This is a genomic window from Micrococcus sp. SL257, assembly GCF_026625585.1.
GTDB classification, from domain to species: Bacteria; Actinomycetota; Actinomycetes; order Actinomycetales; family Micrococcaceae; genus Micrococcus; species Micrococcus luteus.
In genome coordinates this window covers 2416943-2429656 of the sequence record NZ_CP113053.1, presented here as the reverse complement: position 1 = coordinate 2429656, position 12714 = coordinate 2416943, and the positions used below count along the sequence as shown (strand labels likewise).

Below are 12714 nucleotides of genomic sequence, written 5' to 3'. Positions count from 1 at the left end.
GAGCGACTGAGCGGCTGAGCGCCGGGGGCCGGGTCGCGTGCGTGGAGCGCGCGGCCCGGCCCCTTCTCGTGTCCGCAACGCGGGTTGAGTTGTCACGGGTGTGCGTGCCCGGGACCCGTGACAACTCAACCGACGTTGCCGTGGGGAGGGGCCGGTCAGCCCGCGCGCGCCGCCTCGTGGGCCAGCAGGGCCTGCTTCGCGGCGGTGCCGTAGAGGTAGTGGCCGGCGGCGCCGTCGGCGCGCACCACGCGGTGGCAGGGCACGACGACGGCCACCAGGTTGGCGGCGCACGCCCCGCCGGCGGCACGCACGGCCCGCGGGGCCCCGCACCGCTCGGCCAGGCCGCCGTAGGTGGCGGGGGAGCCGGGGGCGATGCCGCGCAGCTCCCGCCACGCCCGCTGCCGGAACGCGGTGCCCGGCTGGGCGACGTCGAGGGCGTCCAGCGCGGCCACGTCCCCCGCGGCGTAGGCGGCCAGGGCGTCGGCGACGGGCTGGGACGCACCCGGACGCGGCTCCACGGGGCGCGGGTTCATCTCGCGGTCGGCGGTCTCCGGGTCCAGGGCCACGAGCCGGTCCATGAGCGTCTCGAGGAGGCGCCCGATCGCGGCGGCGGGGGGCTCCGAGTCCCCCGGCACGGCCACGCCGGAGGCGCGCACCGTCTGGTCCTCGGGGGAGAAGACGGCCACGAGGGTCAGCTCGGTGGCGGGCAGGGCGGCGGCGGTCCAGCGCAGCTCGGGAAGCAGGTCCATCCCCTCATTGTCCTGCACGGCCCGGCCCGGACAGGTGTTCGCCCGTCCGCTCCCTGTGTCAGGCTGGCGTCCATGACCGAGATCACCGTCTTCGAGCACCGCACCCTCCTGCGCCACCCGCGTGAGGTCGTCTTCCGCTGGCTGGAGAACCCCGGCGCGCTGGAGCGGCTCACCCCGCCCTTCGCCGGCGAGGTGGTCCAGGGACCCACGGACGGCCTCCGCGTGGGCTCCGAGTCGCGGCTGCGCATCCAGGCCCCGGGGGCGGCCGGCCTGTTCGCCGGCGCGGCCCATGGGATGCTCACGGGCCTGCTGCCGGACGCCGTCGCCTCCCGCCTCCCCGGTGGGGCCGCGCCCGCGGTGCCGTGGCGAGCCCGCCACACGGCCTACGAGGAGGGCCGCATGTTCCGGGATGAGATGGTCTCCGGCCCCCTCGCCTCCTGGCGGCACACCCACCTGCTCGATGACGCCGCGCCCGGTGAGGCGGACACGGCGGACGGCCGGCGCGGCACGGTCGTGACGGACCACATCGAGTACGCCCTGCCGGGGGAGTCCCTGATGTCCCGCGTGCCCGCTCTGGGCACCGCGGCCTCGCGCCGCACCCACGAGGCCTTCGAGGCGGAGCTGGGCCGCCAGTTCGCCTACCGCGCCCGCGTGATGGCCGACGACCTGGACTTCCACGCCGCCCACCCCGGCCCCCTCGTCGGCGGGCCGGCCCGCACGGTCGCTGTGACGGGGGCCGGCGGACTGATCGGCCGGCAGCTCTGTGCCCTGCTCACCACCGGCGGCCACCGCGTCATCCGGCTCGTGCGGAGCCCGAAGAAGGCCGACGCGCTGGACGCGGCGCTGTGGGACCCCGGCCGGGAGACCGTGGATGAGGACGCCCTGGCCGAGGCCGACGTCGTCGTGAACCTGGCGGGCGAGCCCATCGCCGGCCGGTTCTCGGACGCGCACAAGGAGGCCGTGCACGACTCGCGCGTCCGCGGCACGCGCACCCTCGTGGACGCGCTCGCCCGGATTGCCGCACGGGAGGGGGACGACGCGCGGGTGCGGGCACTCGTGAACGGCTCGGCGATCGGGTACTACGGGGCGGACGCGGGCACGGGCCCGTTCGGCAGCGGCCTCGTCGAGGATCTGGAGCCCGGGGACGACTTCCTCGCCGAGGTCGTCGCGGACTGGGAGGCCGAGGCCCGACGCGCCGAGACGTCCGGCATCCGGGTGGCGATGCTGCGGACCGGCGTGGTCCTGAGCCCGGCCGGGGGCATGCTGCAGCAGGTGCTGCCGCTGTTCCTCGCGGGGCTCGGCGGCCCGGTCGCGACCTCGGGCGGGGAGAGCCACGACGGCAGCCCGTGGCTGAGCTGGATCGGCGCGGATGACATCGCGGGGGCCTTCGCCCACGCGGTGCTCGACGACGGCGTCACCGGCCCGGTCAACGCGGTGGCGCCCGAGCCGGTCACGGCGAAGGAGTTCGCCACCGTGCTCGGGCGGGTGCTGCGCCGGCCCGCTCTCATCCCGGTGCCCGAGGCCGGGCCGCGCCTGCTGCTGGGCGAGGAGGGCCGGGTGGAGACCGTCGCGGCGGACCAGAAGGTCGTGGCGGACCGGCTGGTCTCCTCCGGCTACGAGATGCGCGACCCCGAACTGGAGGGCGCGTTGCGCCACGTCCTCGGGCGGTGACGGGGGTGGGGGCAGCGTCCCACGGGGACGCTGCCCCCGCGGGTCGTCAGTCCTGCAGCGCGCCGGTCTCCCGGATGAGCTGGCCCAGCGCGGTGAACGCGTCGCGGGCCAGCGCCTCCCACAGGGCCAGGGCCAGCTGGGGGAAGCCCTCCTGGAGCGCGACCATCACCTGGGCGGTGAGGACTCGCGCCGTGACCGGCCCGCGCGCGCGGACGGTGGAGGGCTGGCGGCCGGGCTGGCCCAGGGCCATCTCGCCGAACGTCATCCCCGGGGTGAGCAGGGTGCGGCGCACGCGGCGGCTGCCCGTGCCCTGACCCGAGAGCTCCACGGTGCCGGAGACGATCACGTAGATGCCGCCGAACGGCTGGCCGGCGCGACGGATGATCTGGCCGTCCGCGTAGACCCGCTCGTCCATCATGGACTCGAGCAGGCGCGCGTCGTCCGCGGAGAGGTGCTGCAGCAGGGGTGCCACGGCCGCCTCCTGGGCGTCCCGCGGCAGCAGGTGGGGGGCGTGGCGGGAGAGCAGCCGCTGCTCGGCCCACTGGGCGGCCCGCGAGCGGGAGTCGAAGAACACGAACTGTGCGCCCTCGGCGGCGGGATCCACCCCCTCGGCCTCATCCTGCAGCGGCTCGGGCAGGTCCACCTCCACGGACTCCTCGACGGCCGCCATCAGCTCCTTCATCTCCGCGGCGTCCCTGTCCACGACGACGACGTCGAGCCCGTTGCCCAGCGCGCGGGCGAACCACTGGGCCACCAGCAGCCGGGCCGGACGGGAGATGGAGCTGACCGAGCGCATGTCCACCACGAGCGTCTCGAGGACCTCGGGCAGACCACGGCTGACGCGGGCGATCGCGTCCACCTGGCTGAAGCCGAGGTGACCGCCCAGCTCCATGACGTGCACGGTGTCCGCGAACCGCCCGAGCGCCTCGAGGACGACGGCGCTGCGCACCGTGCCCGAAGGCGCCTGATCGATCCGGTAGTGGGTGCGCAGGGCCGCCCGCGGGGAGCCGGTGACCACCGACGGGTGCAGCTCGAAGTCCTCGACGAGGGTCCGCAGGGCGGCCATCGCCGCGGCGCCGAGCCCGTTCTCGTCCGTCGTGTCCGACTGCAGCGCCAGACCGAGGTGGCCCGGCACCACCACGAGCACCGTGCCGCCGCGCGTCGACGCCCAGCCGGGCTGGCCGACGTCGTATGCCCACCGGGAGTCCCGGGTGTCCATGCCGCAGGAGTCCATCACGGAGAGCACACCGCGGACCGTCTCCTCGCTCAGCACACGGTCCCCGGTGACGGGGTGGACACCGCCGTGCGCGAGGGTGCCGGCGAGCAGGGCGAGGTCCTCCACGGTCACGGCGGCGGCACGCACCGTGGCGATGTCCTCGAGCAGCGTCTCGGGGTCGGCGTCCAGGGTGTCGAGGGACTTCATCAGCCACGCAGCCGACCGGGTGTGATGCTGGGCGCGGTTCTCCGCACGCGCGGCCGACTCCGTGACGGTGACCTCGCGGTCGAACAGTGCGGAGAGCAGCTGCATCATGCGCGCGGTGCGGTCGCGGCCACCGCGGCCCTTCACCAGGGAGGCCGTGGCCACCGCGCCCGCGTTCTGGAGCGGGTTGTGCGGCAGGCCCGTGACGGCGTCCACCTCGACCCGATGGTCCAGGTCCCGCACGGGGGCGGCGCCCACGCGCTCGCCCACCCGCACCGCGCCGAGGTCCTCGAGGGCCTGCGCGTGGAACAGGGGAGAGGCGAGCGTGGCGAGCGGCACGGGCGTCATGGATCCGGAGACGTAGCGGTGCCCGTCCACCATGAGCATCGCGACGCCCAGCCCGTCCGGGACCTCCCCCTCACCCGCGTGGGCCGACGTGAGGCGATCGAGGTGCTCCTGGACGGGTGTGGTCATGGGTCACAGCCTAGTCAGTGGGGCGGCCCCGGGACAGCGCGACGGAGGCGGGCACAATGGGTCCCGATGCCCACCCCCGTCGATCCCGTCTCCGTCCCCGCCTGCCTCTCCGCCGCTCTGGGCCGCCTCAGCACCGGCCTGACGTTCGCCGCCGCCCTGCCCGAGCTCGAAGACGCACTGGACGCGCGCGGGGCGGCCGTCGTCGAGGCGCCCCCGGGCACGGGCAAGACCACCGTGGTCCCGCCCGCGCTCGCGGTCCGGCTCGCGGACCACGGCGGCGGGCGCGTCCTGGTCACGCAGCCGCGGCGGGTCGCGGTGCGCGCGGCCTGGCGGCGGCTGCGCACGGCGGTGCTGGCCGCCGCGGCCGACGTGCTGCCCGGCGCCGACCCCGACGCGCAGGCTCGGCTCGCGGACGCCGCCGTCGGGTACGCCGTGCGCGGCGACGCGGTGGGCGGCGGGGCCTCGGCCGTCGAGTTCGTGACCCCGGGCCTGCTGCTGCGCCGCCTCCTCGCCGACCCCGGGCTCGATGGCGTGGACGCGGTGGTCCTGGACGAGGTCCACGAGCGGGATCTGGACACGGACGTGCTCTTCGCCCTCCTCGCCGACCTGCGGCAGCTGCGCCCCGAACTCGTGCTCGTGGCCATGTCCGCGACCGTGGACGCGGCGGCCCTGGCCGCCCGCTGGGCCCGCGGCATGGGGGAGGAGGCGCCCCTGCCCGTGGTCTCCACCCCGGCCGTGCTGCACCCGCTGCGCGAGGAGCACGCCCCGTTCCGCGGCCACCGCCTCACCGCCGAGGGCCGCGTGGACCGGGCCTTCCTCGACCACGTCGCGGCCACGGCCGCGCGCGCCCACGCCGAAGCGCTCGACGCCGACCCGTCCGTGGACGCCCTCGTCTTCCTGCCCGGGGTGGCCGAGGTCGAGGCGGTCGCGGGGCGCGTCGCCGCGCTCGCCCCGGACACCGAGGTCCGCGTCCTGCACGGCCGCCAGGAACCCGCCGACCAGGACGCCGCGCTCGCCGGCCGCGCCGACCCCGCCGTGCCGCGCGTCGTCGTCGCGACGGCGGTCGCCGAGTCCTCGCTGACCGTGCCGGGGGTGCGCCTCGTGATCGACTCGGGCCTGGCCCGCGAGCCGCGCCGGGACCGGGGGCGGGGCATGGCCGGGCTCGTCACCGTCCAGGCCTCGCGCGCGGCCGCCGGCCAGCGGGCGGGCCGCGCCGCCCGCCTCGGCCCCGGCACCGTGGTCCGCTGTCACACCGCCGCGGCCCTGGGCACCGCGCCCGCAGCCCCGACGCCGGCCCTCGCCGTCGTCGACCTCGCGCCGGTGGCCCTGGCGTTCACGGCGTGGGGCGCCCCGGGCGGCCGCGGGCTGACCCTGCCCGAGGATCCGCCGGCCGACGCGATGGCCGCCGCCGAGCGCACGCTCGCCTCCCTCGACGCGGTGGACGCGGACGGGCGCATCACCCCGCACGGCGCCGTCCTGGCCGAGCTGCCCCTGGACCCGCCGCTCGGCCACGCCCTCCTGCGCGCGGCACTGTGGACGGGGCCCCGCCCCGCGGCCGAGGCGACGGCGGCCCTCGCCCTGGACCTGCGCGCCCCCGGGGCCGACCTCGAGGCGCTGGTCGCGTCCGTGCGGGACGGCCGGCACCCGGAGGCAGGGCGCTGGCGTCGGGAGGCGGACCGACTGGAACGACTCGCCCGTCGGCACGCGCACCACTCCCTGGAGACGAGAGCGCCGGGAGAGCCCGGGCCCGAGGCGACGGCGGCCGCGCGCCGGCACCCCGCCGGCCTCGTGTCCGCCCTAGCCTTCCCCGCGTGGATCGCCCGACGCGCGGGGGAGGCGGGCGCGTACCTGCTCGCCTCCGGCACCCGCGCGGCCCTGCCCCGCGACGCCGCCGGCGGCGGCCTGGCGGGGCAGGAGTGGCTGGCCGTGGCCGAGGTCGCCCGTGTGGCCGGGGACGCGGCCGGCACGGGTGCCGCGATCCGCGCGACCGCGCCGATCGACCGGACGCTCGCCGAGCTCGCCGGCGCGGGCCTGCGGCGCACCGAGGACACCGCCGACTGGCGCGGGGACCGGCTCACCGGCCGCCGCGTGGACCGGCTGGGCGCGCTCGTGCTGGCGGAGACGCCGGCCCCCGTCGCCCCCGACGCCGCCGCGCAGGCCGTGCGCGCCGCACTCGCCGCCGACGGCCTCGCCCGGTTCGACCCGAGCGGTCGGACCGAACGCCTGCGCCGCCGGGTGCACCTGCTCCACCGCGTCCTCGGCGCCCCGTGGCCGGACCTCTCGGACGCGGCGCTGCCCGGCCTGGACGCGCTGGTCGACGGGCTTGCGGCCGACCTGGCCGCGGGGCGGTCCCTCGCACGCCTGGACGCCGAGGCGCTGCTGCGCGGCGCCCTGCCCTGGCCGGAGGCGGGCCGGCTGGACGAGCTCGCCCCCGAGCGCCTGCCCGTGCCGAGCGGGCGCGCCGTCGTCGTGGACTATCCGGCCGTCCACGAGGACACCCCGCCCGTGGTCGCCGCCAAGCTGCAGGAGTTCTTCGGGGCGCGTGTCACCCCCGCTGTCGCGGACGGTCGTGAGCCGGTGGTCCTGCACCTGCTCTCCCCGGCAGGTCGCCCGCTCGCCGTGACCGCCGACCTGCCCTCCTTCTGGGCCGGCCCCTACGCGCAGGTCCGCGCTGAGAACCGGGGGCGCTACCCCAAGCACCCGTGGCCCGAGGATCCCGCCGCCGCGGAGCCGACCGCCCGGACGAACCGCCGCGCCCGCTGAGAAAGGGGTCCGCGAAACGTGCAGGAATCGCTGTGATGCGTGATGATGGCCGTCACATCCGACTCGCATCGATTGAGGTTCCACTTGTGAGACACGACACGCGGGCACGTCAACGGCGCCGGGCCACGCTGGCCGGCGCCGTCGCCGCGGGCGCGCTGATCCTGGCCGGGTGTGCTCCGGCCGAGCAGACGCCCACCCTGACCTGGTACACCAACCCCGACGACGGCGGGCAGGCGAAGATCGCCGCCCAGTGCACCGACGCCGCGAACGGCCGGTACAGAGTCGAGACGTCCATGCTTCCGACGGACGCCGCCTCCCAGCGCGAGCAGCTGACCCGCCGCCTCGCCGCGGGCGACACGTCGATGGACATCATGTCCCTCGACCCGCCGTTCGTCCCCGAGCTCGCCGAGCCCGGCTTCCTGGCCCCCGTGCCGGAGGAGATGCAGGCCTACGCGAAGGACAACGCCCTGGAGGGCGCGCTCGCGGCCGCCAGCTGGAAGGACGAGCTCGTCACGGTCCCGTTCTGGGCCAACACGCAGCTGCTCTGGTACCGCAAGTCGGTCGCCGAGGCCGCGGGGTTGGACATGTCCCAGCCCGTCACGTGGGACCAGCTGATCGAGGCCGCCCGCAGCCAGGACAAGGACCTGGCCGTCCAGGGCGCCCGTGCGGAGTCCATGACCGTGTGGCTCAACGCGCTCATCGAGGGCGGCGGGGAGCAGATCGTCCCCAACGCCGAGGCGCCCACGGACGAGGTCACCACGAACCTCGACTCCGAGGCCGGCCGCACGGCCGCCCGGATCATCTCCACGATCGGCAAGGAGGGTCTCGGCAGCGCCGGCCTGCCGACGCAGGACGAGAACGCCTCCATGCTGCTCTTCCAGGGCAAGAACGGCTCGTTCATGGTCAACTGGCCGTTCGTCTGGCCGGCCACCCTCGGCTCCGTGGAGGAGGGCTCGCTGCCGGAGGACCTGCCCGAGGACATCGGCTGGGCCGTCTACCCCCGCACCGTCGAGGGCAAGGACGCCGCGCCGCCCGTGGGCGGCATCAACCTGGGGGTGGGCGCGAAGTCCGAGCACCAGGACCTCGCCTGGGACGCGATCTCCTGCATCACCACCACCGAGCACCAGAGCCAGTACTTCGTCGAGAACGGCAACCCGCCCGCCGACCCGGCGGCCTACGACGCCCCCGAGGTCGCCGAGAAGTACCCCATGGCGGACACCATCCGGGAGTCCCTCGAACTCGGCGCCCCGCGGCCGCAGACCCCGTACTACAACGAGGTCTCCACCGCGATCCAGCAGCGCTACGCGCCGCCGTCGGGCGTCTCCGAGTCCACCCCGGCCGAGACCGACGACTTCATCCAGGAAGTCCTGAGAGGGGAGCGTCTGCTGTGAGCCACGTCGACACCGCACCCGCCGCATCCACCCCGCGCGCCGCCGAGGGTCGTCGCCCCCGCCGGGTGAAGTCCCAGCGCGCGAAGTCCGAGGCGCGTCTCGGCTGGCTCCTGGCCGGCCCCGCGTTCTTCGTGATGCTGTTCGTGGTCCTGTACCCGATCCTGCAGGCCCTCTACGACTCGCTGTTCAAGTACCGGCTCACCGCGCCGGGCGACCGCGAGTTCGTGGGCCTGGGCAACTACGGCGTGATCCTCACGGACCCCGTGTTCTGGAAGGGCCTCGGGGTGACCCTGCTGATCACCGTGGTGACCGTGGTGGTCGAGCTCATCCTCGGCTTCCTGCTGGCCCTGGCCATGCACCACGCCATCAAGCAGACCCGCGGCCTGATCCGCACGATCATCCTGGTGCCGTACGGCATCATCACCGTGGTCTCCGCGTTCGCGTGGTTCTACATGTTCTCGATCGACTCGGGCTACATCAACGCCTGGTTCGAGTGGCTGCCGGGCGTCGACGCGGACCTGAACTGGTTCGCGCAGGGCAGCACCGCGCTGTTCGTGATCATGCTCTCCGAGATCTGGAAGACCACCCCGTTCATCTCCCTGCTCCTGCTGGCCGGCCTGGCCCAGGTGCCGGGCGACCTCACCGAGGCCGCCTCCGTCGACGGCGCCTCGTGGTGGCAGCGGATGAAGCTGGTCATCCTGCCGAACATGAAGGCCTCGATCATGGTGGCCGTCCTGTTCCGCGCGATGGACGCGTTCCGCATCTTCGACTCCATCTACATCATGACCAACGGCGCCTACGGCACCGAGGTCCTCTCGCTGCTGGCCTACCGCACGTCCATCGGCCGGCTCGAGATCGGCATGGGTTCGGCGGTCTCCGTGATCCTGTTCCTGTGCGTGGCCCTCATGGCGGTCATCGCCGTCAAGGGCTTCAAGGTGGACCTGGCCGACCGAGGAGGTTCCAAGTGAGCACCGCCGCATCCGCTCCCGCCCCCGAGGGCCGCGCGCCTGAGGGCCGCGCGCCCCACCGTCGCGGCACCGGGAAGGCCACCGCACTGTGGTGGATCCTCACCGTCGTGATCGGCGTGTGGTGCCTCTTCCCGCTGTTCTCGATCTTCGCGACCAGCTTCAAGACGCCCGCCGACCTCGCCAACGGCAAGCTGCTGCCCACCCAGTGGTCCACGGTGAACTACGAGGAGATCTTCGTGGGCGGCTCGCGCGAGCTGTTCCTCACGGCGCTGCGCAACTCGATCGGCATCACCGTGATCGCCACGATCATCGCCGTCATCCTGGCCACGCTGTGCGCCTACGCGATCGCCCGCCTGGACTTCCCGGGCAAGCGGATCGTGCTCACGGTGTCCCTGATGGTCTCGATGTTCCCCGTCATCTCCCTGGTGACGCCGCTGTTCAACATGTGGCGCACCCTCGGGCTGTACGACACGTGGGTCGGCCTGATCATCCCCTACCTGTCCCTGACCCTGCCGATCTCCATCTGGACCCTGGCCGCGTTCTTCCGCCAGATCCCGTGGGAGCTCGACCAGGCCGCGCAGGTGGACGGCGCCACCCCGCTCGAGGCGTTCCGCAAGGTGATCGTCCCGCTGGCCGCCCCCGGCGTCTTCACGACGGCGATCATCGCCTTCTTCATCGCCTGGAACGACTTCGTGTTCGGCATCTCCCTGACCTCCACCGAGACCGCGCGCACCGTGCCCGCCGCCCTGGCCTTCTTCACCGGCGCCTCGCAGTTCGAGTCGCCGACCGGGGCCATCTCGGCGGCCGCGATCATCGTGACCATCCCGATCGTGATCCTGGTGCTGGCGTTCCAGCGTCAGATCGTGGCCGGCCTGACCAACGGCGCGGTGAAGGGCTGAGGCCCGCACACGAGACCTCCTGAAAGGACCCCCCGATGGCCTCCATCACCCTGAACCACATCGACAAGACCTACGACGACGGCTTCCACGCCATCAAGGACGTGAACCTGGAGATCGAGGACGGCGAGTTCGTCATCCTCGTGGGCCCCTCCGGCTCCGGCAAGTCCACGCTGCTGCGCATGATCGTGGGCCTCGAGGACATCACCGACGGCGAGATGCTGATCGACGGCCGCCGCGTGAACGAGGCGGCCCCCAAGGACCGCAACCTCGCGATGGTGTTCCAGAACTACGCGCTGTACCCGCACCTGACGGTGTACGAGAACATCGCCTTCCCGCTGCGGCTGATCAAGGACAACAAGCCCTCCGAGGAGGAGATCGACCGCAAGGTGCGCGACGCCGCCCGCGTGCTCGAGCTCGAGGACCACCTCGAGCGCAAGCCCGGCAACCTCTCCGGCGGCCAGCGTCAGCGCGTGGCCATGGGCCGGGCGATCGTGCGCGAGGCGGACGCGTTCCTCTTCGACGAGCCGCTGTCCAACCTGGACGCCAAGCTGCGCGGGCAGATGCGCGCGGAGATCTCGCAGCTGCAGCGCCGCCTGGCCACCACCTCCGTCTACGTGACGCACGACCAGACCGAGGCCATGACCCTGGGCGACCGGGTGGCCGTGCTCAAGAAGGGCGAGCTGCAGCAGGTGGCCAGCCCGCGCGAGCTCTACGAGCAGCCGCTCAACCTGTTCGTGGCCGGCTTCATCGGCTCGCCGTCGATGAACTTCCTGCCCGCCTCGCTGAGGCAGAAGGAGGGCGGCCACGTGCTGTCCTCGCCGATCGGTGACATCCCGGTGCCGCCCGAGAAGGCCCGCGCCGCCGAGGGGCGGGACATCGTGTTCCTCGGCCTGCGGCCGGAGTTCTTCGAGGACGCCGAGCTGGTGGAGGACAGCCGCCGCGGCCAGGGCTCCACCTTCGACGCGACGCTCACGCACCTGGAGTGGCTGGGCCACGAGCAGTACGGCTACATCGAGTTCGATCCGGACCCGGCCGTGGCCGAGATGCTCTCCGCGCTGGCCAAGGACCTGGACGCGGACGAGCTGCGCCCCGTCGTCGTGGCCACCCTCTCCGGCGAGTCCCGCGCCCGGCCGGGCACGCCGACCCGCCTGTGGGTGGACACCACGCGGGTGCACCTGTTCGACCCGACCACCGGTGAGAACCTCACCCGCGACCCCGAGGTCGGCGCCGAGCTGACCCGCCGGGCCGCCGAGGAGCGCCGCCGCCAGATCGAGATGGCGGCCGAGCGTGACGCCGCCGAGCACGAGGCGGACGCGCCGCGCCGCTGAGCCGGCGCCGGGGACGCCGGGGGCGGGTCAGTACCCGCCCTCGGCGTCCACCAGGCCCTCCAGCTCCGTCCCGGCCGCGCGGGCCCGCAGGTTCCGCTCGACCCGCGCGTGGAGCAGCGGGACGCACATCTCCGGGGTGTCCGCCGTGTGCGGCGTGATGAGGGCCCGTTCCTCGGTCCAGAGCGGGTGGCCCTCCGGGAGCGGCTCGGGGTCGGTGACGTCCGTGCCGTAGCCGTGCAGCCGACCCGCCGCGAGGGCCTGGACGACGGCGTCCGTGTCCACCAGCGCCCCGCGGGCGACGTTCACGAGCACGGCGTCCTCGTCCAGGAGGGCGAGGCGGTCGGCGTCGACCATGCCGCGGGTCTCCTCGGTGGCCGCCGCGGCGATCATCACGACCTGCGCGCCGGGCAGGACCTCGTCGAGGGAGTCGGTCGTGACGGTGCGGTCCGCGCCGGGCACGTCGCCCGCGCGTCGGCGGACCGCGGTGACGCGCACGTCCCAGGTCTTGAGCAGGCGGATGTACTCCTGTGCGATCCCGCCGCCGCCCACGACCACGGCGTTCAGGCCGTTCAGGGTGCGGCCGGAGGAGGGGCCCCACGTGGTGGCGCGGACGCGCGCGGGCAGGTCCCGCAGCAGGGCCAGGGTGAGCAGCAGCGCGTGCTCGGCCACCGGCGGCGCGTACGTGCCCTTGGCGGACGTCCACACGATGTCCGGGCGGCTGCGCACGAGGGGGACGAACGGCTCGATCCCGGCGAACGGGAGCTGCACCCAGCTCACGTGGGGGTGGGCGGCCAGGGCCGCGGCGAGCGTGTCGACCGGGATCGGGCGGACCATCAGCAGGGCCGTGGCGGAGGGGTCGCCCTCGGCCACGGCGGTGCCGCCGACGTCGGCCACGGCCTGCTCGGCCAGCCGCCGGGCGTGGGCGTAGGGGGTGTCGGCGACGTCCTGCGCCGCGGGGAGGATGAGCAGGCGCTCGGGGACGTCGTCGGGTCGGGTGCGGGGGAGAGTGGAAGTGGTGGGCATGGTGCCCACCGTCCCACATCCTCCGGGC

Annotated in this window: 9 protein-coding genes; 6 read left to right on the top strand and 3 right to left on the bottom strand. The window is 74.5% G+C overall.

Annotated elements, in window-relative coordinates; all coding sequences use genetic code 11:
- Positions 1-155 precede the first annotated feature (155 nt).
- Positions 156-749, bottom strand: coding sequence for a methylated-DNA--[protein]-cysteine S-methyltransferase (locus OVA32_RS11260; RefSeq protein ID WP_102708613.1), 594 nt, complete (start codon positions 747-749; stop codon positions 156-158).
- Between the two features lie 72 nt (positions 750-821).
- Between OVA32_RS11260 and OVA32_RS11255 the strand changes: the two genes are divergently transcribed.
- Complete coding sequence (locus tag OVA32_RS11255; RefSeq protein WP_061873229.1) at positions 822-2420, top strand: TIGR01777 family oxidoreductase; 1599 nt, start codon at positions 822-824, stop codon at positions 2418-2420.
- Positions 2421-2466: 46 nt separating this feature from the next.
- Here the strand turns inward: OVA32_RS11255 and OVA32_RS11250 are convergent, their stop codons facing one another.
- Complete coding sequence (locus tag OVA32_RS11250; RefSeq protein WP_041102967.1) at positions 2467-4314, bottom strand: glutaminase; 1848 nt, start codon at positions 4312-4314, stop codon at positions 2467-2469.
- A gap of 66 nt (positions 4315-4380) precedes the next feature.
- Between OVA32_RS11250 and OVA32_RS11245 the strand changes: the two genes are divergently transcribed.
- The 5 genes from OVA32_RS11245 (at position 4381) to OVA32_RS11225 (ending at position 11663) form a co-directional block, all read left to right on the top strand.
- Positions 4381-7077 (top strand): ATP-dependent helicase C-terminal domain-containing protein, encoded by a 2697-nt coding sequence (locus OVA32_RS11245; RefSeq protein ID WP_061866948.1) that lies wholly within the window; start codon positions 4381-4383, stop codon positions 7075-7077.
- Positions 7078-7163: 86 nt separating this feature from the next.
- Positions 7164-8468, top strand: a complete 1305-nt coding sequence (locus tag OVA32_RS11240; RefSeq protein ID WP_060974376.1) for an extracellular solute-binding protein — start codon at positions 7164-7166, stop codon at positions 8466-8468.
- Positions 8465-9436 carry a carbohydrate ABC transporter permease gene (locus OVA32_RS11235; RefSeq protein ID WP_041102962.1) on the top strand — a complete coding sequence of 324 codons (972 nt, stop codon included), beginning with the start codon at positions 8465-8467 and terminating at the stop codon, positions 9434-9436. The genes OVA32_RS11240 and OVA32_RS11235 overlap by 4 nt, the downstream gene beginning before the upstream one ends.
- Positions 9433-10335, top strand: a complete 903-nt coding sequence (locus OVA32_RS11230; protein WP_080695955.1) for a carbohydrate ABC transporter permease — start codon at positions 9433-9435, stop codon at positions 10333-10335. The genes OVA32_RS11235 and OVA32_RS11230 overlap by 4 nt, the downstream gene beginning before the upstream one ends.
- A gap of 35 nt (positions 10336-10370) precedes the next feature.
- Positions 10371-11663, top strand: a complete 1293-nt coding sequence (locus OVA32_RS11225) for an ABC transporter ATP-binding protein (protein WP_135039813.1) — start codon at positions 10371-10373, stop codon at positions 11661-11663.
- 27 nt (positions 11664-11690) lie between these two features.
- Here the strand turns inward: OVA32_RS11225 and OVA32_RS11220 are convergent, their stop codons facing one another.
- Positions 11691-12686, bottom strand: a complete 996-nt coding sequence (locus tag OVA32_RS11220) for a D-isomer specific 2-hydroxyacid dehydrogenase family protein (protein WP_228062844.1) — start codon at positions 12684-12686, stop codon at positions 11691-11693.
- Between the last annotated feature and the right edge of the window lie 28 nt (positions 12687-12714).

Excerpts from the sequence above, each read along its gene's own strand:
- OVA32_RS11220 (WP_228062844.1), bottom strand. The coding sequence starts at position 12,686 with ATGCCCACCACTTCCACTCTCCCCCGCACCCGACCCGACGACGTCCCC.
- OVA32_RS11225 (WP_135039813.1), top strand. The coding sequence starts at position 10,371 with ATGGCCTCCATCACCCTGAACCACATCGACAAGACCTACGACGACGGC.
- OVA32_RS11250 (WP_041102967.1), bottom strand. The coding sequence starts at position 4,314 with ATGACCACACCCGTCCAGGAGCACCTCGATCGCCTCACGTCGGCCCAC.
- OVA32_RS11260 (WP_102708613.1), bottom strand. The coding sequence starts at position 749 with ATGGACCTGCTTCCCGAGCTGCGCTGGACCGCCGCCGCCCTGCCCGCC.
- OVA32_RS11255 (WP_061873229.1), top strand. The coding sequence starts at position 822 with ATGACCGAGATCACCGTCTTCGAGCACCGCACCCTCCTGCGCCACCCG.
- OVA32_RS11245 (WP_061866948.1), top strand. The coding sequence starts at position 4,381 with ATGCCCACCCCCGTCGATCCCGTCTCCGTCCCCGCCTGCCTCTCCGCC.